The following is a 25475-nucleotide window of genomic DNA, read 5'->3' as shown; positions in this document are numbered from 1 at the left end:
GCATACACAACCGCAGCACCTATATTGTTCGGATGCTTAGCGAAAATCAGCCAGAGGGTTTCGTGCGGGTGCGCGGCGCCCGCGAAAACAACCTGCGCAATGTGAACGTCGACGTGCCGAGGGATGCCATTGTGGCGTTCACCGGTGTCTCGGGCTCCGGCAAGTCGTCGCTCGCCTTCGGCACCATTTTCGCCGAGGCGCAGCGGCGCTTCTTCGAGTCGGTCGCGCCCTACGCGCGCCGCCTCATTCAACAGGGGCACACCCCGCACGTCGATGAGATCACCGGGCTGCCACCGGCCGTCGCTCTGCAACAACGCCGCGGTACACCGAGCTCGCGCTCGAGCGTCGGCACGGTCACCACCCTCTCCAACTCGCTCCGCATGATGTATTCCCGTGCCGGCATATACCCAGCGGATGCCGCCGGTCGCCTCGAATCCGACTCCTTCTCGCCGAACACCGCGATGGGCGCCTGCCCGCGCTGTCACGGCCTCGGACTGGCGCACACCGTCAGCGAGGAATCGATGGTGCTCGATCCCACGCTCAGCATCCGCGACGGCGCGATCGCGGCCTGGCCGGGCGCCTGGCAGGGCAAGAACCTGCGCGACATCGTCGCCGTGCTCGGCTACGACATCGACGCGCCCTGGCACAGCCTCTCCCGCGCCGACCGCGACTGGATTTTGTTCACTGAGGAACAACCGGTGGTCGAGGTTGTGCCGCAACGCGACCGCATCGCCAAGCCCTACCAGGGCCGATTCTGGAGCGCGAAGAGTTTCGTGCTGCACACCCTGGCCGACAGCAAGAGCCCGAACGTACGGCAGCGAGTGCTGCGCTACGTCGACACCGGCCCCTGCCCCGATTGCGGCGGCAGCGGGCTGAAGCCGGAAGCCCTCGCCGTGACCGTAGCCGGCCAGTCGATCGCCGCCCTCAACGCGCTGCCGATGACAGCGCTGGCCGAGATCCTGCGGCCGATCGTGTCGGGCGACTCCGCTTCGACGGAAGTGGCCGTCACCCTGGCCGGCGATCTGCTGCGCCGCATCGACGTGCTGCTCGAACTGGGTCTCGGCTATCTGGCCCTCGGCCGCTCGACCCCCACCCTCTCTCCGGGGGAGATGCAGCGGCTGCGCATCGCCACCCAGCTGCGCTCCGGCCTGTTCGGTGTGATCTATGTGCTCGACGAGCCCTCGGCCGGTCTGCACCCAGCCGATGCCGAACCGCTGCTGCTCGTGCTCGAGCAGCTCAAGCAGTCGGGCAACTCGGTCTTCGTGGTCGAACACAATATGGACGTCGTGAGAAGCGCCGACTGGGTCGTCGACGTCGGCCCCCGTGCCGGTGAGGGCGGCGGCGAGGTTCTCTACAGCGGGCCGACGGCCGGACTCGCCCAGGTCGAGGCGTCGGTGACCCGGCAGTACCTGTTCGCCGAGGACCGCGAGCCGGTGGTGGCGGGCGAGCTGCGGCATCCGCTCGGCTGGTTGGGGTTGACCGACGTGACCCGGCACAACCTGCGAGGCCTCGACGCGCAGATTCCGCTCGGAGTATTGACGGCGGTGACCGGAGTGAGCGGTTCGGGCAAGTCCACCCTGGTCAGCCAGGTGCTGGCCGAGGCCGTGGGGCAGCACCTGCACCCAGACCCCGACGATGTGCCGGTGCTCGATCTCGCCGACCCCGACGCTGAGATCGAGCACGCCGAGCGCCCGAAAGTAGGCGCAGTGACCGGGCTCGAGGCCGTCGACCGGCTGGTGCAGGTGGACCAAAAGCCGATCGGGCGCACGCCGCGCTCCAACCTCGCCACCTACACCGGCCTGTTCGACGCCGTGCGGGCCACCTTCGCTGCCACCGACGAGGCCAGCGCGCGCGGCTTCACCGCCTCCCGATTCTCGTTCAACGTGGCCGGCGGCCGCTGCGAGACCTGTCTCGGCGAGGGTTTCGTGGCCGTTGGGCTGCTCTTTTTGCCGGGCAGCTATGCGCCCTGCCCGGACTGCGGCGGGTCGCGCTACAACCCCGACACCCTCGAGGTGACCTACCACGGCAAGAACGTGGCCGAGGTACTCGGCCTCACAGTGGATGCCGCGCTCGTTTTTCTCAGCGACGTCGCCTCCGCCGCGCGCAGCCTCGAAACCCTGCGCGAGGTGGGCCTGGGCTATCTGCGGCTCGGGCAGCCGGCCACCGAGCTGTCCGGCGGCGAGGCGCAGCGCATCAAGCTCGCGACCGAACTGCAGCGCGCCCGCCGCGGCCACACGCTCTACCTGCTCGACGAACCTACGACCGGGCTGCACCCGGCCGACGTCGAGCTGCTCCTGCTGCAGCTCGGGCGCCTCGTCGATGCCGGCAACACCGTGGTCGTGGTCGAACACGAGATGGATGTGGTCGCCGCCGCCGACTGGGTGATCGACCTCGGCCCCGGCGGCGGAGACGCCGGCGGCCGGATCATCGCCGCCGGCACTCCCGCCACGGTCGCCGCGCACCCGACCAGCCGCACCGCGCCCTACCTCAGGCTCCGCCTGCCGTAGCCATTTGCCCGCCCGTTTTTGGTGGCTAATTCAGGAAATCCGGCACCTGCAGCCAGCCCAGACCCGGAATCGCGCGGCAGCAGCCCGGTGAGCCGCCGATCTTCCTGAATCAGCCCCGGGCACCGATCGCCTCTTGCGGTCAATTTGCACGCGCAGGAATATTTCACACCCTGCACAGCGCTGCACCTGTTGGCGCACAGAGCGAACCGGCCCGGGGTTCGCACGGCCGCTCACTTTCGCAGGCCGCTTTTTGAGCCATCCCTTTTTCGCATGATCGTCAGGACCAGCTATGACCGCAACAACCAGCGCGCCCACGACCGCGGCCGAGGCGCACCCCGACGCCAAACGCAATCAGTTGGTGATTCGGCTGCTGCTGGTCTCCGCCTTCGTCGTCATTTTGAACGAGACCATCATGGGTGTGGCCCTGCCGCACCTCATGGACGACCTCAGCATTACCGCGACCGCCGCGCAGTGGCTGACCACGGCCTTCATGCTCACGATGGCCGTGGTCATTCCGATCACCGGTTTTCTGATCCAGCGTTTTCACACCCGGCCGGTCTTCATCGCCGCGATGACGCTGTTCAGCACCGGAACCCTGATCGCCGCGCTCGCGCCCGGCTTCGAGGTGCTGCTTCTGGGCCGCATCGTGCAGGCCAGCGGAACGGCCATCATGATGCCGCTGCTCATGACGACCGTCATGACGCTCGTCGCACCGGCCTCGCGAGGCAAGACCATGGGAAACATCTCCATCGTCATCTCGGTCGCCCCGGCGATCGGCCCGACCATCTCCGGCGTTATCCTCAGCGTGCTCGACTGGCGCTGGATGTTCATCCTCGTGCTTCCCATCGCGATCGGCGCGCTCATCCTCGGCGCCTCGCGCATCCAGAACGTGACGACTCCGCGCAAGGTTCCGCTCGATGTGCTCTCCGTCGTCCTCTCGGCGTTCGGTTTCGGCGGATTCGTCTACGGTCTGAGCAACCTGGGCGGGGCATCCGCTGCCGGCTGGGTGCCGCTCGGCATCGGCCTGGTCGCCCTCGGCCTGTTCGTGCTGCGCCAGCTGCGGCTGCAGCGCACCGATCGCGCGCTGCTGGACCTGCGCGTGTTCAGCTCGCGCACCTTCACCGTGTCGATCTCGATGCTCAGCATCAGCATGCTCGCCCTGTTCGGCACCATCATCCTGCTGCCGCTGTATATGCAGAACGTGCTCGGCCTGACGGCCCTCGAGACCGGGCTGCTGTTGCTTCCGGGCGGGCTCACCATGGGTCTGCTCGCACCGTTCGTCGGCCGCATCTACGACCGCCGCGGCCCGACCATCCTGCTGGTTCCCGGATCGATCATCGTCAGCGCCGCGTTCTGGGCAATGACCATGATGGGCGAGACCACCCCGCCGTGGATGCTGCTGATCGCCCACATCGGCATGAGCGCCGGTCTCTCGCTGTTGTTCACACCGCTGTTCACCTCGGGCCTCGGCTCACTCAAGCCGAGCCTGTACTCCCACGGCAGCGCGGTCGTCGGCACCATTCAGCAGCTCGCCGGCGCGGTCGGAACGGCACTGTTCATCGCCGTCATGACCTCCCAGTCGGCCGCGCTGATGGCGCAGGGCGTCAACGAGATCTCAGCGACGGCCTCGGGTATTCGCGGCGCATTCCTGTGCGGCGCGATCATCTCGCTGTTCGCGATTCCGGCCGCGTTCCTCGTGCGGCGCCCGCCGCTCGGCGAGCCGGTCGCGGTCGGTCACTAGCCGGCTGCGCTAAGCGAGTTCAGCGGATGCGCTGGCCCAGCACCGCAGGATGCTCGCCCGGCAGCCCGTGCCGCCGACCGTTCTGCAGCAGCGCCACGTTCTTCTTCTCCCAGTCGCGCAGGGCCTGACGCAGGGGGTCGATCGCGGCGCTCTCAGGGCAGCTGCCGGCGGTGCGGCCGCAGGAGCACTTCGATCCCGCCGAGTCGTGGTGCAGGGCCTCAATGCGCCAAATACCGGCCATGGCCCAGTCGATCTGACGCCGGGCCAGTTCGGTATTGCGTTCGGCCCGCTTGACCAGGTCGTTCTGCAGCAGGCTGCGCACCCCGTCGATCCCGGCGGAGAACTGCCCGGCAACGAGGGCGGTCAGCTCGGCGACCTGGTCACGCAGCGCGGTCAGGTCAGTATCTCGGGCGACGAGTAAGGCATCCGTTTCTGCAAGATACTCGCCGTGGGCGGTCTCGTTGGCTGCCCAGCGCGCCGCCCACATCTTCACGTGTTCCAGGTCGCGGCGCTCGGATTTCTCGGCTCCGATGTGGTGCAGGCACTTCGAGCAGACCACCTGGTCGCTCAGGGAGGTGAAGTGAAACGGCTGCGGCGCGAAGCAGCACAGGCAGGCCACTTCGAGGTCGACGTGCAGCGGATGCGCGTGCGCCACGGTTGCCCCTTCTCGCTGTTGTACCCTCGAGAATACCGGTGCGGGGCACAGAACCGAGGAACCCACCGGCAGATCGGAACGCCATCTTCGCTCCATCCCGCCGTCGCCTGGCTGCCTTCGCCGTGCTCATCGTCACAATCACCGGGCTCAGCGCGTGCTCCGCCAACGCGGGCAGCTCGGGCGGCGAAAAATTCGAGAAATTCCTCGCCGACGAACCAGACGTCGTCGACGTACGCACGGCGGGCACCAACAACCTCCCGTTCTACGGATCCGTGGGCGGAAGCGTCACCGTCACCGACGACGCTTCCGAAAAACGCGTCGGAGAACTGGCCGATCTCATCGCCGGGTACATCAATAAGCACGACTCGACCTTTCTGAGCTGGTCGCCCGTCCGGCTTGAAATCGGGGATTTCGCCCTTTCCGTCGACGGCGTTCAGGCCCACAACGACGAGATGCTCAGCCTGTACTCCCAGCTCAAGGCCACCGATGGGGTCGTCGGTGCCACGATAGACGACCGCACGCTCGTCGACGCGTCGAGCGCGGCCGAACTGGTCGGGGTCTACGACGCGGCCGCGGCTCTGCTCGGCGACACGCACCGGGCAGACACCCCACTGACCGCCACGGCACGCGGCTTCGTCGTGTCCGGCGGCGAAACGGGCATTCGGCCCGACGCCGCCATCGATGCCTTCACCGCTGCCGCCGCCACCTTCGACCTCGTCGGCGCCGCCCTCAACCCCCACGCCTTCGGTCTCAAACTGCAACGCCAAACGGATGTTGCCGCCGCGACCGCCTTCATCGCCGCCCTTCCCTACGCCGCCAGTCTCGGCCCCATCACCGTGACTTCGGGGCTGGTGACCCAGACCGGCGAAGGAGATTTCACTCAGGTGAACGGCATCGTCGACCGCATTGGTGCCGTGACCGGCCTGCTCGAAGTCGAGTCCACTCCCACCCAGCTCACTCTCACCGTCGATTCGGTCACGGCCGCCCAGCGGGTCGACGCCCTGATCGGCGATGCCGTCGACGCGGCGACTCTGGAGTCACTCCGTTATCAATTCGAGGGTGACGACCCCGAATTCGTCGTCATCGGCACTGACTACGCCGTTCGTCAGAGCTCGCTGGCGACCGCGGCCCTGCTCCTGACCGACGACTTCGTGGAGTCGATCGTGCTGAACCCCAGCGGAGGTTGGGTGGTGGTGGCGAATACCGCCGGTCTGGTCGAGTTCGCGCCGAGCGTCAAACGGGCTTTCGCAGCTGGCAGCGGCATAACCGTGCAAACCGTGGACCGCGAATTCCAGCTGGAATTCACGGCCGTCACGCCTTTGATAGTCGTGCCGCCCTATTTCGACGACGAGACCACCGACCCGCTCACCGAGGCCGCCTTCATCGCCGCTTGGAACGCCGCGCCGTAGCGGCCGCGCGAAGGGAGTTGCCGCCCCACGACCACGCGTTAGGGTTTTGAGGTGCACGCCTCGACACCCGACCGCCCCACCGCCACCCGCGAGTTTCTCGCCGGGGCCGGCTTTCTCGGCCGCGGACTCAGGATGTGGGGCACCTCGCCGCGCCTCATGCTGCTCGGCGCCCTCCCCGCGTTCATCGTCGGCATCGTCTACCTTGCCGGCATTATTCTCTTGCTCATCAACCTCGAGACCCTCGCCGCCTGGCTCACCCCGTTCGCGACCGACTGGGCCGAGCCGTGGCGCACGGGCCTGCGGGCCGTGGCGGGCGTCGCGGTCGCGATCGCGGGCATCCTCGTGTTGGCCTACACCTTTGTGGCGGTGACGCTATTGGTCGGTGACCCCTTCTATGAGCGCATCTGGCGGGCGGTTGAGACCAGGCTCGGCGACGCGCCGGTCGAAACGCAGCGCGGCATTCTGCGTTCCGTCGCCGACGCCCTGCGACTGGTCGGCGTCGCCGTTCTGGTCGCGCTCGTGCTGCTGCTCTGCGGCCTGATTCCCGGGCTCGGCCAGCTGATCGCGCTCATTCTCGGCGCGCTGTTCGGCGGGTGGATCCTCGCCCTCGAACTCACCGGCTTCGCCTTCGACGCCCGCGGCTTCACCCTCACCCAGCGTCGACGGATGCTGCGCGCCCGCCGCCCCCGCAGCCTCGGTTTCGGGGTGCTCACCTACGTCTTGTTCCTCATTCCGGGCGCGGCCGTCATCGTGATGCCAGCGGCGGTCGCCGGGGCCGCCCTGCTCAGCCGTGACCTGATCGCGGCTATGCCTGGGCTACCGCGTGCGGTGGATGATGCGCCCGCTCCGAGCCGCGACGGCGCGAACGACGGCCGGACGCGCGCCCAGCCAGACGGCGGCAGCGAGCACGAGTGACCCGGCGAAGATCCAGACGCCCAGCCAGCCGTCGTCGTTTCGGGCCGCATACATATGGTTCAAATTGGCGCGGGCGCCGGTCGTGAGCACGAGTAAAACGTGCACGATGATGAAGACCACGAAGAAAATGAGCGTCGCGAAGTGCAGTCTGCGCGCAACCGGCAGGGGAAAGACCCGGTCGAAGCGACGCAGCCGCGCCGACAGCCCCGGCGACATGCGCAGGCCCGTCACGAGCGCGATCGGCGCCGCCAGGAACACGACCGCGAAGTAGCTGAGCAGCTGCAGGGCGTTGTAGTGCACCCAGCCGGCGTCGGTCGGCCAGTTCAGTGAGGCGTACTGCAGGCCGGCCGACACCGCATTGGGGAAAACGTCCCAGTTCGTCGGAACGATGCGCAGCCACTGCCCGGTCGCAAACAGCAGAACGTAGAACACAATGCCGTTGACCGCCCACAGGCTGTCGAAGACGATGTGCTGCCAGAGGTCGAGGGTGATACGAATCGGCGGATTCTTGGTGCGCAACCAGCCGGTATTGGTACGCGTCCAGAAAATGGACGGGCGTTTGGTCGTGCGCACCTGCCAGCCGGTGCGAAGGACGAACAAAATGAAGAAGGCGTTGAGCCCGTGCTGCCAGGCCAGCCAGGTCGGTATTCCGAGCGGAACGGCGGCCGGCTGGGTCGACACACCGGGGTAGGTGCGCATGAACGACTCGACCGCGGGAAGGGCGCTCAATCCGTTCGCCGCGAACACGACAAGGGTCGAAGCCACGACCAGGGCAGGCACGATCCAGGCCAGCCGAAACCATCGGCTGGGCCGGCTCGGCCGGCTCGGCCGAAACAAGTTCAGCCGGGAGGTACCCGTCGTCATCGCGATCCGTTCCCGCCCGGGCGAATCGCGGGCGCGTCTTTCTTAAGGCTACTTGCCCCTCGCCTCGGGGTGGCACGCAATGACGCGGTAGGTCACATTACCGCGGGTGCCGACCGATGTCCGTGCTGCGCGGATTTCCGACTCCGGGATCTCAAACGACACAGGGCCCCCGATTTCTCGAAGGCCCTGACTGTTCGCTTGGATCGTGCGGCTGTCCGCACCCATCCACTGTGCGCGAGAGGGGACTTGAACCCCTACGTCCTTTCGAACACTGGCACCTGAAGCCAGCGCGTCTGCCAATTCCGCCACTCGCGCGAACTTAGGAATGCTAACACTGCGAGGGGGGTCAGCGCCATTCGTCGGCGCGTCGCGCGTCCGGGCGGGCCGCATCGATGGCGGCATCGGGCATGACCGCGCCAGCTACCGATCGCCGCGCCAGCTCCGGCGGGCGCGGTCACCGCTAAGGGGCGCGGTGACCAACGGATGCCCCGGCCCGGCCCGGCCGCGTCGCATCCGCTTACCGGTACCCACCAAAAAAGTCTCAGCTAATGCCCATAATGGGCGTGGAGTTCGGTCCCGGACTCACCGCGGGTAGTATGACTGTTCGTGCCGTTTGCGCCCTCAAGGTGGGTTGTCACCCGAGACAAGTAACATGCTCATAGCCAAACGGACCGGATCGGGAGACCTGTGGGCATACTGGATAACTTTGAAAAAGGCTTGGAACGCGCCGTCAACGGAGCGTTCGCCAAGACCTTTCGATCGGGCTTGCAGCCGGTGGAAATAACCTCCGCGCTGCGTCGTGAGCTCGATACCAAGGCCGCTGTTGTCGCGCGGGATCGCATCCTCGCGCCCAATCGCTTCACGGTGCGCATGTCCCACACCGACTACGCCCGCATGAGCGCCCTCGGCGTCACTCTCATCGACGAACTCACCGCCCTCGTGCAAAAACACGGCACGGAGCAGCGTTACCAGTTCACCGGCAGCATCGTCATCACCCTGCAGGACGACCGCAGTCTCAGCGAGGGCATGGTGCAGATCGACTCGAGTTCGGTCAAAAGCACCGTCGCCTGGACCCCGGTTCTCGACATCAACGGCACCCGGCACCCGCTGGTCAAGGCCCGCACCGTGATCGGCCGCGGCTCCGACGCCGACATCACCGTCGACGACACCGGAACCTCCCGCCGCCACGTCGAAATCCTCTGGGACGGCGCTCGCGCCCAGGTGCGCGACCTCGGCTCCACCAACGGCTCCCAGCTCAACGGCGCCCCGGTCAGCCAGGCCATCCTCGAGCCCGACTCCACCGTCACCATCGGCCGCACCCGCATCGTCTTCCGCGTGATCGCCCAGGCCTCCAGCGAGGCTCCCCGCGCGGCGGCGCCAACCGACCCGGCTACCGAACGCCACGACATGGGCGGATTCTGGGGGCCAAACGCATGAACGTCAGCGAACTGACCCTGCTCGTGCTGCGCATCGGCTTTCTGCTTCTGCTCTGGATGTTCATTTTCGGCATCGTCTATGCCCTGCGCAGCGACCTGTTCGGCCAGCGTGTGCGCAAGATGCAAACGGATGCCGCGCCCGTGGCGGCCGCCGCCTTCCCCGCATCCGCTGTTCCCGCGGCGGTTCCGGTCGCAGCCGCCGCCGAGGCGTTCACAGCGCCGGTCGCCCGCGCCAGCCCGGCCGGCCAGGACACCCCGGCCGCGCAGGCCGGAACGGCCACCAGCCAGAACACCACCCGCCTGGTCATCACGAGCGGCCCGAAGGCCGGCACCGAATTTCCGCTGGGCGCCGACACCATCACCATCGGCCGTTCGAGCGACTCCAGCCTGGTCATCCGCGACGACTACACCTCCACCCACCACGCTCGCCTCATGCTCTGGCACGACGAGTGGATGCTGCAGGACCTCGATTCCACCAACGGCACCTTTCTGGCCGGCTCGCGCGTCACCGTGCCGACCAAGATTCCCCTGAACGCCACCGTGAAGATCGGCGCTACCAGCTTCGAGCTTCGGCGGTAGGTCATGGCGACGGTCAGTCATAGCGCAGCCGCGTCCCACGTCGGCAAGATTCGCTCCAACAACCAGGATTCCGGTTACGCCGGACGTAACCTATTCGTGGTCGCCGACGGCATGGGCGGGCATGCCGGCGGCGACGTTGCCTCGTCGATCGCCACCAAGCGCATCATCGAGGCCGACAAGTCCTATGAGAGCGCCCAGGACGCCGAGTTCGCCCTGCAGGCCGCCCTGATCGGCGCCAACGCCCAGCTCGCCGAGACGGTGTTCGAACACGCCGAACTGACCGGCATGGGCACCACCGTCAGCGCCATAATCGTGCTCGAGAATGAGGTCGCGATCGCCCACATCGGCGACTCGCGCATCTACCTGCTGCGCGAGCGCGAACTCTCCCAGATCACCATCGACCACACCTTCGTGCAGCGGCTGGTCGACAGCGGGCGCATCACCGAGGCCGAGGCCATGGTGCACCCGCGCCGCTCGGTGCTCATGCGCGTGCTCGGCGACGTCGAGGCGAGCCCCGAAATCGACACCTCGATCCTGGCCACCCTTGCCGGTGACCGTTGGTTGCTCTGCTCCGATGGCCTCACCGGCGTCGTCTCACACACCGCCATCGCCTCCGCCCTCGCCAGTGGTGCGAACGCGCAGGATGTCGCCGACCTGCTGGTAAAAGAGAGCCTCGACGGCGGCGCCCCCGACAACGTGACCGTGGTCATCGTCGACATCGACGAGGGCGTCGCCCGCACCGACAGCCCGGTCATCGTCGGCGCGGCCGCGAACCCGCTCGCCTTCGGTGAGGAACCCGGCCGCAACCGAGCCCTGCGCATCCCGGCCCTGCGCCTGCATCCGGTGCGCGAAACGCACTTCGAGCCCGACTCACAGGACTACCTGTCCGAACTGATCGAAGAGGATGCCCGCCGCGCGCGCCGCCGCAAGGCCACCTGGCTGGTCGGTGTGATTCTGCTCGTGCTCAGCATCGTCACGACCACGATTCTCGGCTATCAGTGGACCCAGACCCGCTATTTCGTTGGCGTCGACGGTTCCACCGTGGCCATCTACCAGGGCGTGCAGCAGGACATCGGCCCCATCAAGCTTTCCAGCGTCTACGAAGACACCGACCTCGTGCTCGACGATCTGCGCGTTTACGACCGCCAGCAGGTCGAGCAGACCATCAACGCCGGGTCACTCGCCGATGCTGTGGCCATTGTCGAGCGACTGAAGGGTGCAATCGTTGAGTAAGGCATCCGCTCTCAGGGCACGCCCGGCCACCGAGCCGGTGCGGCGTCTGCACCTGCCGCAGAAACTGCGCAACCTCGAGCTGTTCCTGCTGCTGATCGCCTGTTTCATCAACGCCAGCTCGGTCGTGCTCGTGCAATTGGGCGCCCTCGGTGAACTCGACCCCACCCTCGTTCTGCTCGGCGCCGGCCTGTCGGTGCTGGTGATCAGCCTGCACGTCGTGCTGCGGTTCGTCGCCCGCGACGCCGACCCGTTCATTCTGCCGATTGCCTCGGTGCTCAACGGCATCGGCATCGCCATGATCTACCGCATCGACATCGCCGATCAGGAGTCGGGGTGGCAGAGCGCTGCCGTACGCCAGACGGTGTGGAGCGCCCTGGCCATCTTCTGCGCCATCGTTGTGCTGCTGGTCATCCGGAACCATCGCGTGCTGTTCCGTTACACATACATCGCCGGTCTCATCGGTGTTCTCCTGCTCTTTCTGCCGCTCGTGCCGGGCCTCGGCAAGGAGGTCAGCGGCGCCAGGGTCTGGATCAGCGTCGGCAGTTTCGGCACCTTCCAACCCGGTGAGATCGCCAAGATCGCCCTCGCCGTGTTCTTCGCCGGCTACCTCGTGCGCAACCGCGACAGCCTCTCCATGGTCGGCAAGAAGATTCTCGGCGCCCGCTTTCCCCGGTTTCGGGACCTCGGCCCCATTCTCGTGGTCTGGGCCCTGTCGATGTCGGTCATCATCTTTCAGCGCGACCTCGGCACGGCTCTGCTTTACTTCGGCTTGTTCCTGGTCATGCTCTACCTGGCCACCGGTCGACTGAGCTGGGTCATCCTGGGCATGGGCCTGTTCCTCGGCGGAGCCCTGATAGCCAGCCAGACGCTCGACTACGTCAACGGTCGTTTCACCAACTGGCTAGACGCCCTCAACCCGGCTGTCTATGACGCCGACGGCGGCAGCTTCCAGCTTGTGCAGGGATTGTTCGGCCTGGCCAAGGGCGGCCTCCTCGGCACCGGCTGGGGCCAGGGACGCCCGGAGATCACCCCGGTGCCGCAGAGTGACTACATCATCGCGAGCCTCGGCGAAGAGCTCGGGCTCGCCGGAATCTTCGCCATTCTCGCCCTGTACCTTCTGTTCGTGGCCCGCGGCTTCCGCATCGGTTTCGCCGGCCAGGACGACTTCGGCAAGCTGCTCGCCGTCGGCCTCGCCTTCGTCGTGGCCCTGCAGTGCTTCATCGTCATCGGCGGCGTCACCCGGGTCATCCCGCTGACCGGTCTGACCACTCCGTTCCTGGCCGCCGGCGGTTCATCGCTCGTGGCCAACTGGATCATCGCGGCCCTGTTGCTGCGACTCTCCGACACCGTGCGCAATCAACCCCGGCTGGTGGTCTAGTGAACCGCGAACTCAAGCGCGTCAGCATCGTTGTGATGCTGATGTTCGCCGCCCTGCTCAGCTCGACCTCGATCGTGCAGGCCTTCCAGGCCGACAATCTCTCGGCCGACCCGCGAAACACCCGCACGCTGTACGACAGCTATCAGGTCGAGCGGGGCGCCATCCTCGTGGCCGGTGAACCGATCGCCCAGTCAATGCCGGCCGACGACGACTTCAAATTTCTGCGCACCTATACCAACCCCGAACTGTATGCCCCGATCACGGGGTTCATCCCGCTCAACGGCGAACCGACCGGCCTCGAATTCGCTCTCAACGCCGAGCTCACCGGAACGTCCAACTCGCAGTTCTTCGACAAGGTCAGTGCCCTCGTCACCGGTCAGGACCCGAAGGGCGCCGCAGTGGAGGTCACCATCGATCCCGTGGCCCAGCAGGCTGCCTGGGATGCCCTCGGCGACTACACCGGGTCGGTGGTCGTCACCGAACCCGCGACCGGTCGTGTCCTGGCTATGGTGTCCAAGCCGAGCTTCAATCCGAACCTACTGACGGTGCACAACAATGCCGAAGTCACCACGAGCTATGAGGCCCTGCTGGCCGACGAGAACGACCCGCTGATCAACCGGGCCATCCGCTCACTCAACCCGCCAGGGTCGGTGTTCAAACTCGTCGTAACGACGGCAGCTCTGGAATCGGGCAGCTACACGCCAGAGAGCACTTTCCCGAACCCGACCGTGTACACCGCGCCGGGCACCACGAGCCGGATCGAGAACTCGAGCGGCGGCACCTGCGGCGCCGGCGAGACGGTCACGCTCGCCACCGCGCTGCGGTTGTCCTGCAATATTCCCTTTGCCGAGCTGGGCGTCGAACTCGGTGACACGGCCATTCGCGAGACCGCGGAGAAGTTCGGATTCAACAGCAGCTTCAACATTCCGATGACCGTCTCCGAGAGTGTGTACCCGCGGGGTCTCGACGACCCGCAGACCGCGCAGTCGGCATTCGGTCAGTACGACGTGCAAGCGACCCCGCTGCAGATGGCCATGGTCAGCGGTGCCATCGCCAATGGCGGCGTTTCGATGGCACCCAACCTGGTGCAGGAGATTCTCGCCCCGAATCTGAGCGCCATTGAAACCTTTAAACCGGTAGAGCTGGGGCGGGTGATGAGCGAAGAAACCGCAGCGACGCTCACCGCGATGATGATCAACGGCGTTCAGGATGGCGCGGCAAGCAATGCAAGAATAGACGGGGTTGACGTGGCGGGAAAAACAGGCACGGCGCAGAACGGGTCAACCGATCCGTTCACATTGTGGTTCACCGGTTTCGCGCCGGCGAACGACCCGCAGTACGCCATCACCGTTCTCGTTGAGAACGGCGGGGGAATGGGACAAACCGGGTTCGGCAACCTTCTTGCCGCACCTGTCGCACAGAAAGTTCTAGAGGCGGTGCTTAACAAATGAGACCCACAGCAGGCCTCACCTTCGGGGGACGATACGAGCTGCAGTCGCGCATTGCGATTGGCGGCATGGGCGAGGTGTGGAAGTCCACCGACCTCGTCATCGGGCGCAGTGTCGCCATCAAGATTTTGAAGGACGAGTACCTCGGCGACCCGGGCTTTCTCGAGCGCTTCCGCGCCGAAGCCCGCCACGCGGCACTCGTCAACCACGAGGGAATCGCGAATGTCTTCGACTACGGCGAAGAAGACGGCAGCGCCTTCCTGGTCATGGAACTCGTTCCCGGCGAAGCCTTATCGACCATTCTTGAGCGGGAGCACGTGCTGCCGACCGACAAGGTGCTCGACATTGTCGCGCAGACCTCCGCAGCGCTGCACGCCGCCCACGCCGCCGGTCTCGTGCACCGCGACATCAAGCCCGGCAACCTGCTCATCACGCCGGAGGGTCGGGTCAAGATCACCGACTTCGGCATCGCCCGCATCGCCGACCAGGTTCCGCTCACCGCGACCGGTCAGGTCATGGGCACCGTGCAGTACCTGTCGCCGGAACAGGCCAGCGGCCACCCGGCTTCACCAACCACCGACATCTACTCGATCGGCATCGTCGCGTACGAGTCCCTCGCCGGCCGACGCCCATTCACGGGCGAGTCGCAGGTCGCCATTGCCATGGCCCAGATCAACGAGATCGCGCCCGACCTTCCGGTAACAGTGTCGGAGCCGGTGCGCAACCTGGTCTTCGCCTGCCTGGCCAAGAACCCGGCCGACCGACCCGCGTCGGCTGCCCACCTGGCACGCGCGGCATCCGCTCTGCGCCGTGGTGACGTGGCCGCGGCTGCAGTGGCCGTACCGTCGGTTCTGGGTGGTCTCACCGCCACCAGCGCGACCATGCTCATGCCGGGCGCCGGCAGCGACCAGGCCACGACCATCCTGCCCGCGACCGGCGCGCCCATCACGCGGGCATCCGCTGCTGCGGCCGCCGAGGCGGAGAAGAAGAAGCGCAGCCCGTGGTTCTGGCCGCTCATCGCCCTGGTCGTACTGCTCGCGATCGTGCTCACCGGAACACTCATCGCCCTGGTCACCCAGAACAACGAGACACCGGCCCCCGCCGTGACGTCGGCGACCCCGTCTGCCACACCGACGCCGACGCCCACACCGACGCCCAGCCCGACACCAACACCGACACCAACCAATACGTCGGTCAATCCCGACGACTTCATCGGTAAGCCGAGCGCCGAGGCAGCCGCCCTGCTCGTCGAAATGGGCTTCGTAGCCGACGTTGAACCCGGCAATGCGGCGGCAACCGAGGAGGATGTCGACCGGGTGTATCAGGTCAACCCCAGGGGCCCCGTTCCGGCCGGCTCGACGATCACACTCACGGTTTATGGAGCGGTAGCAACGCCGAGCGCGCCGACGTCGGCCCCGACCGCGACGCCCTCACCGGTCGCCGCTGCGGGTACCGTAACGGTGAAGTGGGGCGCACAGACCTGCCCGACCGGCCAGACACTGGCCGGATATGAAATCGCCACGGAGGGCGGTGCCGCCGTGATCACCTCAGCAAATCCGACCAACGCTGAGACCACCACGGCTACGATCACCGCCGGGACCGAAAATTTCACCGTGAAGTTCCGCTATTTTTGCGGCCAGATCAGTTCTGAATTCTCCCCGAATGCCGAAGTGCTCGTTACTGGCGACACTGCTGTCGCAGAGTAACTCCCCAATGCCGTGGGGTAAAGTAGCGCTCACTGTGTCCAACCCGAACGCAGTGTCTGATTGTGGGGGAGTGCGTTCGTGCCTGACTCTGGCCGTTTGATCGCGGGTCGTTATCGCGTTGGAGCCCTGCTCGGCCGTGGCGGCATGTCCGACGTGCACATCGGCACCGATTCCCGGCTCGGGCGCACGGTGGCGATCAAGCTACTCAAGTCGACTCTCGCGGCCGACCCGGCGTTCCGCACCCGCTTTCGCCAGGAGGCTCAGGCCGCCGCACGCATGGCCCACCCGACGATCGTGCGGGTGTTTGATGCCGGCGAGGAGACCGTCACCGACGACGCCGGCCACGACTCGCAGATTCCGTTCATCGTCATGGAACACGTCGACGGTCGGCTGCTCAAGGACATCATCCGTGAAGGTCCGATCGAGGCCGCCGAGGCCGTGCGCATCATCGACGGCGTGCTGACCGCGCTCGAGTACTCGCACAGGGCCGGCGTCGTGCACCGCGACATCAAGCCCGGCAATATCATGATCACCAAGTCCGGCCAGGTCAAGGTGATGGACTTCGGCATCGCCCGCGCCATCTCCGACTCCGCCACCACCGTGGCCCAGACCACGGCCATTCTCGGCACCGCCGCCTATTTCTCCCCCGAACAGGCCAAGGGGGAATCCGTTGATGCGCGCACCGACCTGTACTCCACGGGCGTGGTGCTGTTCGAGATGCTCACCGGGCGCGCGCCGTTCCGCGGCGACACCCCCGTGGCCGTCGCCTACCAGCACGTCAGCGAAATGCCCGTCAAACCGTCATCGCTCAACCCCCGGGTATCGCCGGCCCTCGATTCGGTCGTGCTGCACGCCCTGGCCAAGGACCGGTTTGCCCGATACCAGAGCGCCGTGGAGTTTCGCAATGACGTCGAGACCGCCGGCTCCGGCCAGATTCCGATCCACCACGCGGGCGACGAAGTGGGAGCGGGCTTGTTCGGTGCTGCACCGACGGCCATCACCGGTTCGGCACTGGCTCTCAAGCAGCTCTCCGAAGACCACACGATGGTGCGTACTCAGCGGCGCCCCCCGGTGATCTGGGTGTGGGCAGGAATCGTCTGCGTGATCGTCATCGTCGTGGCGGTCATGATCTGGGTCGCGAACCTGCAGCCGTCGGTGGAACTGCCCGACAGCTCTCGACAGGTGCCCTCTCTCACCGGCCAAACCTACGACGACGCCCAGAATGCGCTCCTCGACCTTGATCTCGCCGCCACCCGCGCCGAGGAGTCGAGCACGACCGTGCCCGCCGACCAGGTCATTCGCACCGACCCGCCGGCCGGCACCATCGTCAACCCGTCCGACGTGATCAAGGTCTTCGTCTCGACCGGTCCCGTACCGGTCACGGTTCCCGACGTCACCAACCAGCCCATAGCGGATGCCCAGGTCGCGATCGAAGCGCTCGGATTCGTTTCCGGGTCGGTCACCAGCGAGAACTCGGCCACGGTGGCGGCCGACGTCGTCATGCGCACAGATCCGGCAGCCGCAGCCTCACAGTTCGCGGGGGACACGATCAACTATGTCGTGTCGAACGGTCTGGTCACGCTGACGGACCTGACCGGGCAATCGCTGGTCGCCGCGATCGATCTGGTCAGCAACGAGGGCCTCGTGCCGGTCTCGAAGGCTGATTTCACCTGCGCCCAGGAGTCGGGTTCACCGATCAAGGCGCAGTCACTGGCACCCGGCGACGTTCCCCAGCGCTCCGAAATCATCCTGACCTACTGCGCCGGTATCTAGCTCCCATTTTCCGGGCCCGGGCCCGGAAAATGGGACCATGATAAAACCTGGGCCCGGTTGCCTAAGGTGGGCCCGGAGACGCGGGTCGGAGTCAGGTGAGGCGCAGCAGCGGATGCAAGGACTTCGACGTTTCCTGCGCGCCCGCTAGGCCCGTGAGAGCCAGCCAGTTGCCGAGCATGCGGTAGCCGCCCTCGGTCAACACCGACTCCGGGTGGAACTGCACCCCAAGAATGGGAGCGGACGCGTGCCGTAACCCCATGATGACGCCGCCCTGCGTGCGCGACGTGACGATCAGATCGCTCGGAACGGTCGATGCGACGACGGCGAGCGAGTGGTATCGAGTAGCCGTGAATGGCTGCGGCACGCCCTCGTAGAAGTCGCTACCATCGTGCGTGATGAGCGACGTTTTACCGTGCATGAGCTCTTCAGCGTTGGTGACCGTGGCCCCGAAAGCCTCAGCGATGGCCTGGTGCCCCAGGCAGACGCCGAACAGGGGCAGCTCGACGGCCAGCGCCGCCTCCACCACGGCGATGGACACACCGGCGTCCGACGGCTTGCCGGGACCCGGGGAAACCAGAACGCCGTCGTAGTCGGCGAGGCGGGCGGCAGAATCCGCCTTCTCGAACGAGTCGTTCCGCACAACATCCGTCTCAGCGCCAAGCTCCATCAAATACCCATTGAGGGTGTAGACGAAGCTGTCGTAGTTGTCGATCACGAGAATACGGGTCATGAGCCGCCCACCGTCGCTTCCTGGCTGTTGAGAATGCCGTCAATCCACGGGTATACCCAGGTCGCGAGCATGGCGAGTACGGCCACCACCAGGATCACAGCCAGAATGATGCGCACCCAGAGGGGTCCGGGCAGAACACGCCACAGTGCTGCGTACATGGGAGCCTCCTAGCCCTGAGCTGCGATGATCGGTGCGAGTTCGGCCGGAGCGCCGGCCGAAAGCGGCTGCCACGATTCGAGCACGCCGTAAGCGATAATGCGCTCAGCGGTGGAATAGAGCGGGTTGCAGCTGGTCAGGGTAATGATGCGGTCCACCGCCGTGTTGTCGGGATTGTTCGGAACGGATGCCAGCACCTGCACCTGCGATGGTGCCACATACTCGGTATCACGGTAGCGGTAGGTGTAGTAGCCGTCGGCGGTCTGCACATAAATGGCATCGCCGAGTTGGAGCTCGTTGATCAGGTGCATGGCACCGCCGAACGCGCTGCGGTGGGCGGCGACGGCGAAGTTGCCGATCTCGCCGGGCATCTGGGTACCCGCGTAGTGCCCGATGCCGAGCCGGTTACTGTTCAAAACGTCATGACCGGTACCCTCAGCGATGCTGCGGTGATACTCGGCACCGAAACGGGGAACGTAGAGCACCGCGAAGGCTGTGGCGTTGGACGGAGCGGCAGCCACGACCGGAGAACCGTAGTCGACGGCAACCGGTACGGCGCTCGGCTCGACCGGATCGACGGTTGGAACAGGTTTTGGCGCCGCAGTGTCCTGGTCGATCCAGTCCTGGCTGATCTCGCTGGCGGCGCTGGACTGCGAGCTGGCCATGAGCATGTCATTCCACCAGAGCTGCCAGCCCAGAAAGAGCAGAACGAGTGCACCCACGGTGATAAGCAGTTCGCCCAGAACACCGACAACGGTGACTTTGCCCTTTTTCACGCGGCGCGGGCGCACAGCGGCAATCTCGACGGGTTCGTCTGCCTGTGGACACATACTGCGAGTCTACTGACCCGAGTGCCCCGGAGCTCCCTCGTCAAATCCACTAAAACAGGTGGAGCCGCTAGGATCGCAGAATGGCACGTAAGAATCCCCGCACCCGGCCCGCCCGCACCGAAGTTGCCCGCTCGAACGAGGACACGCCCAATGCCGTCTGGTTCAAGCCGGTCATGTTCGGCTTCATGCTACTCGGCTTGGCCTGGATCATCGTGTTTTACGTCAGTGGCAGTCAGTTGCCCATTGCCGGCCTCGGTGCCATGAACATTCTGGTCGGCTTCGGAATCGCCTTCATCGGCTTTCTCATGACGACCCGCTGGCGCTGAGCCAACTTCCAACCGGCAGCTGCCGGTCATCCCGCGAACGCGGAGTCGTTACCGCCCGGTTACCGGCAGGTACTAACAGGGGTAATGACACGGGTGTAATTATCCCCATGTGGATAGACCTGTGGATAACTCGTCGGTCCTGGCCGACCACGATCGCTAGAACGCGAGAAAGCGCACGAAACTCAGCAACACCAACACGGTAGCGAATACTCCGATCAGCCCCACCTGCAAGGACTTCTGGCGAATGCGCCTCGTCTGTACGAAGATCAGGCCGAGCACCGCGCCACCGATCAATCCGCCGATGTGCGCCTGCCACGCAATTTGCAGCCCCGGTATGAAGCCGATCACGAGGTTGATGCCGACCAGTACCAGCAATTGTTTGGCATTGCCACCGAGTCGGCGCTGAATCACCAGGAACGCGCCCATGAGGCCGAAAATGGCACCGGATGCTCCCACCACCGGCGTCGAGGGACTCGACAGGAACAGCACCCCGAGCGAACCGGCCAGCGCGCTCAGCAGATAAAGCGCCAGGTAGCGCCCTCGTCCGAGTAGTTGCTCCAGAAGCTGGCCGAAGATCCACAACGTGTACATGTTGAGCAGCACGTGAAAGATGGAACCGTGCACGAGCGCCGTGGTGAGCAGGCGCCAGGGTTCGAAACTGCCCGGATAGGAGTATGCCCCGGCGTACCAGAGCAGCACGGTGATCTGCGAACCGAAGACGAACTGCAGCAGGTAGACGACCAGGGTGATTCCGATAATGGAATACGTCACCGTTGGACGGTCGCTGCCGGTCAGCCGGGTCAGAATGGCGGGCTTGGTGCGGGGAGCGTTCTTGCGCTGCTCTTTCATGCATTCCGGGCAGATGACCCCGACGGCGGCCTGGGTTTGGCATTCGACACAGATGGTGCGCCCGCAACGCTGGCACAGAATGAAGCTCTGCCGCCCCGGATGGCGGTAACAAAAATTCGCCGCCGAGGTCGGCAGATCACTCATTCTGCAGGGAAGGTGGTGGTTAGACGGACTCGACGGAGACGCTCTGAATGACGACGTCCTCGATCGGGCGGTCGCGACCGTCGGTGGCGACGGTTGCGAGCTTCGCGACGATCGCGCGGGAATCTTCGTCTTCAACGGCACCGAAAATGGTGTGCTTACCCTGAAGCCAGGTGGTCGGAACGACGGTGATGAAGAACTGCGAGCCGTTCGTGCCGTGGCCGCCCTGGATGCCCGCGTTCGCCATGGCGAGCACGTAGGGCTGGGTGAAGTCGAGGTCGGGGCTGATTTCGTCGTCGAACTGGTAGCCGGGTCCGCCAGTGCCCTGGCCGAGCGGGTCGCCGGCCTGGATCATGAAGTCTTTGATGATGCGGTGGAAGATGGTGCCGTCGTAGAGCGGCGTGGTGGAGGCGACGCCCGTTGCGGGGTGCTTCCACTCGAGTTCGCCGGTCGCGAGGCCGACGAAGTTTTTAACCGTCTTCGGGGCATGATTGCCGAAGAGGTTGACCTTGATCGGTCCGAGGGTGGTGTTCAGGGTGGCGACAGCGGTGTGCTTAGACATACAGCGATTCTTGCACAGCAATCTCCACCGAATCTGATTGCCGCAAACTGCTCCCAGTGCATTAGCTGGCAACACGGCGATTGAGTGGCAAGATAGGCACTCAGTGGCAAGATGGATAGACATTCGCCACACGACATCAACGGAGGGTCCAGATGAGCCTGTCACGCAAGCGCCGCAAGGAACTCACTCGGCTGCGCAAAAGCGCAGACGAACTATGGAGCCACCAGCAAGAAGTATTGGAACGAGCGAACGTCCTCGCTCACCAGGCCGGTCATCAGGCCGGCATCCTCGCTCGCGAGGAAGTCGCGCCCCGCGTCCGCGAGGGCTATGACCACTACGTCCGCCCTGGCGTGAACGCCACGCAGGAAGCCGCCGACGGTGTGCGCCGCCGTGTCGTCAACACCGTGCTCCCCGGCATCGGTACCGCCATCGGTACCGTCATGTCCGTCGGCGACGTTGCCCGCGACGCCCGCGTGCGTGCCGCGCTGGGTCGCATCCGCTTTCAGAAGCCCGTCGTGGTGGAACCCAAGGGTCCGGGAGCCGGAACCTACTTCGCCCTCGGCCTGGCCGTCGTGGCCGCTGTGGGCGTGGCCTACGCCGTTTGGCAGACATTCCGCGCCGACGACGAGCTCTGGGTCGCTGACGACGAGGTCGAGCCGACCACGCAGCAGGAAGACTAGGGGCAGAACGCCCACCAGCGCGGCAGGGCCCGCATCCACCGGATGCGGGCCCTGCCGCTTTAACCGCCTGAAACGCCAACACAGGCCCACTGACGGCTGTACATTCACCCGCACAGCGGATGCCCGGTGCCGCACCACCGCTCCCGCACCAGAATGAACCCGGGTAAACGAAAAGGCCCGTCCGAAGACGAGCCTTATGGGTGAATTGTGGAGCCACGGGGAATCGAACCCCGGACCTCCTGCTTGCAAAGCAGGCGCTCTACCAATTGAGCTATGGCCCCGACTTCTCGGCGAAAATGGGCCGGGATCGGAATGAATCTGGTGCTGCGTGGGGATACCGGGATTTGAACCTGGGACCTCTTCATTATCAGTGAAGCGCTCTAACCAACTGAGCTATATCCCCCTCTTGGGCAGATTGAAGACTACCGGAATCTGGCCGGAACCTGAAATCGAGTCACCGTCCGAACGGAGGAAATGCCTGAATTCGGGTTACGAGGGCTGTTTTCGGGGAAAAACAGCCCTCGATCGTGCGTTAAACGAGAAGCTAGTTGTTGGTGAAGCCCACGAGCAGGCCGCCGGTGATCTTGACGCTCAGGTTGTACAGTACGGCGTAGATCGCGCCGAGGGCGGTGATCACGACCATGTTCAGAATGGCCACGACGACCGCGAAGCCCATGACGTTGCCGATTGAGAGCATGGCGGCCAGGTCGGCCGATTCTCCCGCGACGGTGGCGTACAGCTCGTCAACCTTGCTCAGCACCTCGGTCGATACGAGCACCGTGTAGATGAGGAACGTCGCCACGACGGTAACGATGGCGAGACAGACGGCGACCAGGAAGGAAAGTTTCACGCTCGACCAGAAATCGACGTAAACCAGTTTCAGACGAACCTGCTTGGTCGTGGTCTTGCGGGTGGATTTCTTGGCAAGCTTTTCGGCGACGCTACTCATTCGGTGTCTCTACTTTCCCTGGATCACGTTCGGGAGCGCCGTCTACAGCACTGCTGTCGACGGTACCAGCCGCTGCACCGGCATCCGCTGCGCCCGCACCCTCAGCTTCTGATTCGGCGGTGGCGACCAGATTACGTTCGATGTTTTTCGCGATAGAAATGATTCTGTCTTCATCCGCGAACTTCGCGAAGACGACGCCCATCGTGTCCCGACCCTTGGCCGGAACCTCGGCGACGTCAGAGCGTACCACCTTGCCGCTGGCAAGAACCACAAGAACTTCGTCCTCGGGATTCACGATCAACGAGCCGACCAGGTCGCCACGATCGTCGTTGAGTTTGGCCACCTTGATGCCAAGGCCCCCGCGATTCTGCAGCCGATACTGGTCGGCAGCGGTGCGCTTGGCGTAGCCGCCCTCGGTGACGACGAAGACATAACCGTCATCGTTGATAACGGATGCGTCGAGGAGCGTGTCCTCGCCGCGGAAGTGCATCCCGATCACACCGGAGGTGCTGCGGCCCATTGGGCGCAGCGCGTCGTCGGTGGCGGTGAAGCGGATCGACATGCCCTTGCGGGAGACCAACAGCAGGTCGGAGTCATCTTCGACCAGCAGAGCCGAGACCAGCTCGTCGCCCTCGCGCAGCTTGATGGCGATGATGCCACCGGTACGGTTGGTGTCGTATTCGCTCAGTGCGGTCTTTTTGATCAGCCCGTCACGGGTGGCGAGGGTCAGATACTGGGCCACTTCATAGTCGCGAATGTCGAGAATCTGCGCGATTTCCTCGCCCGGTTGCAGGGCGAGCAGGTTGGCGACGTGCTGGCCCTTGGCGTCCCGACCGGACTCCTGCGCCTCGTAGGCCTTGGCCCGGTAGACCCGGCCGGTGTTGGTGAAGAACAACAGCCAATGGTGCGTCGTGGTGACGAAGAAGTGTTCGACCACATCGTCGGCGCGCAGCTGGGCGCCTTTGACGCCCTTGCCGCCGCGGTGCTGGTTGCGGTAGTTGTCACTGCGGGTGCGCTTGATGTAGCCGCCGCGGGTGACGGTGACCACCATCTCCTCTTCGGGAATGAGGTCTTCGATCGACATATCGCCGTCGAAGCCGAACATGATCTCGGTGCGGCGCTCGTCGCCGAACTTCGCGGTGATCTCGGCGAGTTCTTCACTGATGATCGTGCGCTGACGTTCGGGGCTGGCCAGGATCGACTTGAATTCCGCGATCTGCAGTTCGAGTTCGGCGGCCTGGTCGATGATTTTCTGGCGCTCGAGGGCCGCCAGGCGACGCAGCTGCATGGTGAGGATCGCGTCGGCCTGCAGTTTGTCGACGTCGAGCAGGGCCATGAGGCCCTCGCGGGCATCGTCAACCGTGTTCGAGCGACGAATGAGCGCGATAACGTCATCGAGCGCGTCGAGTGCCTTCAGGTAGCCGCGCAGGATGTGGGCATCCGCTTCGGCCTTGTTCAGGCGGAACTGGGTGCGCCGAACGATGACCTCGATCTGGTGCGCGACCCAGGCCGAGATGAAGCCGTCGAGGGCGAGCGTGCGCGGCACGCCGTCGACGATGGCGAGCATGTTGGCTCCGAAATTCTCCTGCAGCTGGGTGTGCTTGTACAGGTTGTTCAGGACGACCTTGGCGACGGCGTCGCGCTTGAGCACGATCACGAGGCGCTGGCCGGTGCGACCGCTGGTCTCATCGCGGATGTCCGCGATTCCGGTGATCTTGGCGTCCTTGACCAGGTCGGCGATCTTGATCGCGAGGTTGTCGGGGTTCACCTGGTAGGGCAGTTCGGTGATGACGAGGCAGGTGCGACCCTGAATCTCTTCGATGCTGACGACGGCTCGCATCGTGATCGAGCCACGACCGGTGCGGTACGCATCCTGAATGCCTTTGACGCCCAGAATTTGCGCGCCGGTGGGAAAGTCGGGGCCCTTGATGCGCGCAATCAGTGCGTCGAGCAACTCGTCGCGGCTGGCGTCGGGGTTCTCCAGGTACCACTGGGCGCCTGAGGCGACCTCGCGCAGGTTGTGCGGGGGAATATTCGTGGCCATACCGACGGCGATACCGACAGAGCCATTGACCAGCAGGTTCGGAAAACGGGCCGGCAGCACGGTCGGCTCGAGCGTGCGGCCGTCGTAGTTGTCTTGAAAGTCGACGGTATCCTCGTCGATGTCGCGCACCATTTCCAGGGCGAGCGGGGCCATTTTTGTTTCGGTGTATCGCGGGGCAGCGGCTCCGTCGTTGCCGGGAGACCCGAAGTTTCCCTGACCAAGGGCCAGCGGATACCGCAGGCTCCACGGCTGTACGAGGCGCACGAGCGCGTCGTAAATCGAGGAGTCACCGTGCGGGTGGAACTGGCCCATGACGTCACCGACGACGCGGGCACACTTGGAGAAGGCCTTGTCGGGTCGGTAACCGCCGTCGAACATGGCGTAGATCACGCGACGGTGCACCGGCTTCATGCCGTCTCGTACATCGGGCAGCGCGCGACCGACGATGACACTCATCGCGTAGTCGAGGTAGGACCGCTGCATTTCCAGCTGCAGGTCAACCTGGTCGATCTTGCCGTGCTGCACGAGGTGCGCGGCCGCAGCGGCAGCCGTTGCGGCGGTGTC

General features: G+C 65.2%; 22 protein-coding genes and 3 tRNA genes. 13 read left to right on the top strand and 12 right to left on the bottom strand.

Going from position 1 to position 25475, the window contains the following annotated elements; genetic code table 11:
• The first annotated feature begins 32 nt into the window (after positions 1-32).
• Complete coding sequence (locus tag BMW72_RS11465) at positions 33-2507, top strand: ATP-binding cassette domain-containing protein (RefSeq protein ID WP_092110668.1); 2475 nt, start codon at positions 33-35, stop codon at positions 2505-2507.
• A gap of 289 nt (positions 2508-2796) precedes the next feature.
• Positions 2797-4248 carry an MDR family MFS transporter gene (locus BMW72_RS11460; RefSeq protein ID WP_092110666.1) on the top strand — a complete coding sequence of 484 codons (1452 nt, stop codon included), beginning with the start codon at positions 2797-2799 and terminating at the stop codon, positions 4246-4248.
• 19 nt (positions 4249-4267) lie between these two features.
• On the opposite strand, the gene BMW72_RS11455 is transcribed toward BMW72_RS11460, so the two are convergent.
• Positions 4268-4903 carry a hypothetical protein gene (locus BMW72_RS11455; protein WP_092110664.1) on the bottom strand — a complete coding sequence of 212 codons (636 nt, stop codon included), beginning with the start codon at positions 4901-4903 and terminating at the stop codon, positions 4268-4270.
• A 38-nt stretch (positions 4904-4941) separates the two neighbouring features.
• Between BMW72_RS11455 and BMW72_RS11450 the strand changes: the two genes are divergently transcribed.
• Positions 4942-6312, top strand: coding sequence for a hypothetical protein (locus BMW72_RS11450; protein ID WP_092110662.1), 1371 nt, complete (start codon positions 4942-4944; stop codon positions 6310-6312).
• A gap of 51 nt (positions 6313-6363) precedes the next feature.
• The gene (locus tag BMW72_RS11445; RefSeq protein ID WP_198416309.1) at positions 6364-7227 is read left to right on the top strand and encodes an EI24 domain-containing protein; all 864 of its coding nucleotides are present in this window, start codon (positions 6364-6366) and stop codon (positions 7225-7227) included.
• On the opposite strand, the gene BMW72_RS11440 is transcribed toward BMW72_RS11445, so the two are convergent.
• Both BMW72_RS11440 and BMW72_RS11435 read right to left on the bottom strand, forming a co-directional pair.
• Positions 7129-8091 (bottom strand): cytochrome b/b6 domain-containing protein, encoded by a 963-nt coding sequence (locus BMW72_RS11440; protein ID WP_092110660.1) that lies wholly within the window; start codon positions 8089-8091, stop codon positions 7129-7131. The two genes, BMW72_RS11445 and BMW72_RS11440, sit on opposite strands and share 99 nt — an antisense overlap.
• 231 nt (positions 8092-8322) lie before the next feature.
• Positions 8323-8406 (bottom strand) — tRNA-Leu (locus BMW72_RS11435).
• Positions 8407-8778: 372 nt separating this feature from the next.
• Here BMW72_RS11435 and BMW72_RS11430 point away from each other — a divergent pair.
• The 7 genes from BMW72_RS11430 (at position 8779) to pknB (ending at position 17644) form a co-directional block, all read left to right on the top strand.
• Positions 8779-9528: an FhaA domain-containing protein gene (locus BMW72_RS11430; RefSeq protein WP_092110658.1), complete on the top strand. Its 750-nt coding sequence runs from the start codon at positions 8779-8781 to the stop codon at positions 9526-9528.
• Positions 9525-10106, top strand: a complete 582-nt coding sequence (locus tag BMW72_RS11425; RefSeq protein WP_092110654.1) for an FHA domain-containing protein FhaB/FipA — start codon at positions 9525-9527, stop codon at positions 10104-10106. The genes BMW72_RS11430 and BMW72_RS11425 overlap by 4 nt, the downstream gene beginning before the upstream one ends.
• Before the next feature lie 3 nt (positions 10107-10109).
• Complete coding sequence (locus BMW72_RS11420) at positions 10110-11339, top strand: PP2C family protein-serine/threonine phosphatase (protein ID WP_092110652.1); 1230 nt, start codon at positions 10110-10112, stop codon at positions 11337-11339.
• Positions 11323-12717 (top strand): FtsW/RodA/SpoVE family cell cycle protein, encoded by a 1395-nt coding sequence (locus BMW72_RS11415; protein WP_370448778.1) that lies wholly within the window; start codon positions 11323-11325, stop codon positions 12715-12717. The genes BMW72_RS11420 and BMW72_RS11415 overlap by 17 nt, the downstream gene beginning before the upstream one ends.
• Positions 12717-14168, top strand: a complete 1452-nt coding sequence (locus tag BMW72_RS11410) for a peptidoglycan D,D-transpeptidase FtsI family protein (RefSeq protein WP_092110650.1) — start codon at positions 12717-12719, stop codon at positions 14166-14168. The genes BMW72_RS11415 and BMW72_RS11410 overlap by 1 nt, the downstream gene beginning before the upstream one ends.
• Entirely contained in the window at positions 14165-15871 is a 1707-nt protein-coding gene (locus BMW72_RS11405; protein WP_092110648.1) for a protein kinase domain-containing protein, read from the top strand. The genes BMW72_RS11410 and BMW72_RS11405 overlap by 4 nt, the downstream gene beginning before the upstream one ends.
• 78 nt (positions 15872-15949) lie before the next feature.
• Entirely contained in the window at positions 15950-17644 is a 1695-nt protein-coding gene (gene pknB / locus BMW72_RS11400; RefSeq protein WP_092110646.1) for a Stk1 family PASTA domain-containing Ser/Thr kinase, read from the top strand.
• Positions 17645-17735: 91 nt separating this feature from the next.
• Here pknB and BMW72_RS11395 read toward each other — a convergent pair whose 3' ends face one another.
• The 3 genes from BMW72_RS11395 to BMW72_RS11390 are packed head-to-tail and all read right to left on the bottom strand — an operon-like array spanning position 17736 to position 19360.
• Positions 17736-18374 (bottom strand): anthranilate synthase component II, encoded by a 639-nt coding sequence (locus tag BMW72_RS11395; RefSeq protein WP_092110644.1) that lies wholly within the window; start codon positions 18372-18374, stop codon positions 17736-17738.
• Positions 18371-18532 carry a hypothetical protein gene (locus tag BMW72_RS18745; RefSeq protein ID WP_166787647.1) on the bottom strand — a complete coding sequence of 54 codons (162 nt, stop codon included), beginning with the start codon at positions 18530-18532 and terminating at the stop codon, positions 18371-18373. Before BMW72_RS18745 ends, BMW72_RS11395 begins: the two co-directional genes overlap by 4 nt.
• A gap of 9 nt (positions 18533-18541) precedes the next feature.
• Complete coding sequence (locus BMW72_RS11390) at positions 18542-19360, bottom strand: class E sortase (protein ID WP_092110641.1); 819 nt, start codon at positions 19358-19360, stop codon at positions 18542-18544.
• 80 nt (positions 19361-19440) lie between these two features.
• Between BMW72_RS11390 and BMW72_RS11385 the strand changes: the two genes are divergently transcribed.
• Positions 19441-19686: a cell division protein CrgA gene (locus BMW72_RS11385; RefSeq protein ID WP_092110640.1), complete on the top strand. Its 246-nt coding sequence runs from the start codon at positions 19441-19443 to the stop codon at positions 19684-19686.
• A gap of 156 nt (positions 19687-19842) precedes the next feature.
• Here the strand turns inward: BMW72_RS11385 and BMW72_RS11380 are convergent, their stop codons facing one another.
• Together BMW72_RS11380 and BMW72_RS11375 are read right to left on the bottom strand one after the other, a co-directional pair.
• Positions 19843-20679, bottom strand: coding sequence for a rhomboid family intramembrane serine protease (locus BMW72_RS11380; RefSeq protein WP_092110637.1), 837 nt, complete (start codon positions 20677-20679; stop codon positions 19843-19845).
• Positions 20680-20698: 19 nt separating this feature from the next.
• Positions 20699-21238: a peptidylprolyl isomerase gene (locus BMW72_RS11375; protein WP_092110635.1), complete on the bottom strand. Its 540-nt coding sequence runs from the start codon at positions 21236-21238 to the stop codon at positions 20699-20701.
• A 152-nt stretch (positions 21239-21390) separates the two neighbouring features.
• Here BMW72_RS11375 and BMW72_RS11370 point away from each other — a divergent pair, with 152 nt between their 5' ends.
• On the top strand, positions 21391-21918 hold the full coding sequence (locus BMW72_RS11370) for a hypothetical protein (protein ID WP_092110633.1): 528 nt from the start codon (positions 21391-21393) through the stop codon (positions 21916-21918).
• A 208-nt stretch (positions 21919-22126) separates the two neighbouring features.
• Here the strand turns inward: BMW72_RS11370 and BMW72_RS11365 are convergent.
• The 4 genes from BMW72_RS11365 to gyrA all read right to left on the bottom strand — a co-directional run bounded on the left by BMW72_RS11365 (position 22127) and on the right by gyrA (position 25436).
• A tRNA-Ala gene (locus BMW72_RS11365) sits at positions 22127-22199 on the bottom strand.
• 48 nt (positions 22200-22247) lie between these two features.
• A tRNA-Ile gene (locus BMW72_RS11360) sits at positions 22248-22321 on the bottom strand.
• A 141-nt stretch (positions 22322-22462) separates the two neighbouring features.
• Positions 22463-22867: a DUF3566 domain-containing protein gene (locus BMW72_RS11355; protein WP_092110631.1), complete on the bottom strand. Its 405-nt coding sequence runs from the start codon at positions 22865-22867 to the stop codon at positions 22463-22465.
• Positions 22860-25436, bottom strand: a complete 2577-nt coding sequence (gene gyrA, locus BMW72_RS11350) for a DNA gyrase subunit A (RefSeq protein WP_241983786.1) — start codon at positions 25434-25436, stop codon at positions 22860-22862. The genes BMW72_RS11355 and gyrA overlap by 8 nt, the downstream gene beginning before the upstream one ends.
• Positions 25437-25475: the final 39 nt, after the last annotated feature.

It is taken from the genome of Cryobacterium luteum (assembly GCF_900110125.1).
Taxonomy (GTDB): Bacteria; Actinomycetota; Actinomycetes; order Actinomycetales; family Microbacteriaceae; genus Cryobacterium; species Cryobacterium luteum.
The sequence above is the reverse complement of the archived record's forward strand: the minus strand, read 5'-3'. Positions and strand labels throughout refer to the sequence as shown.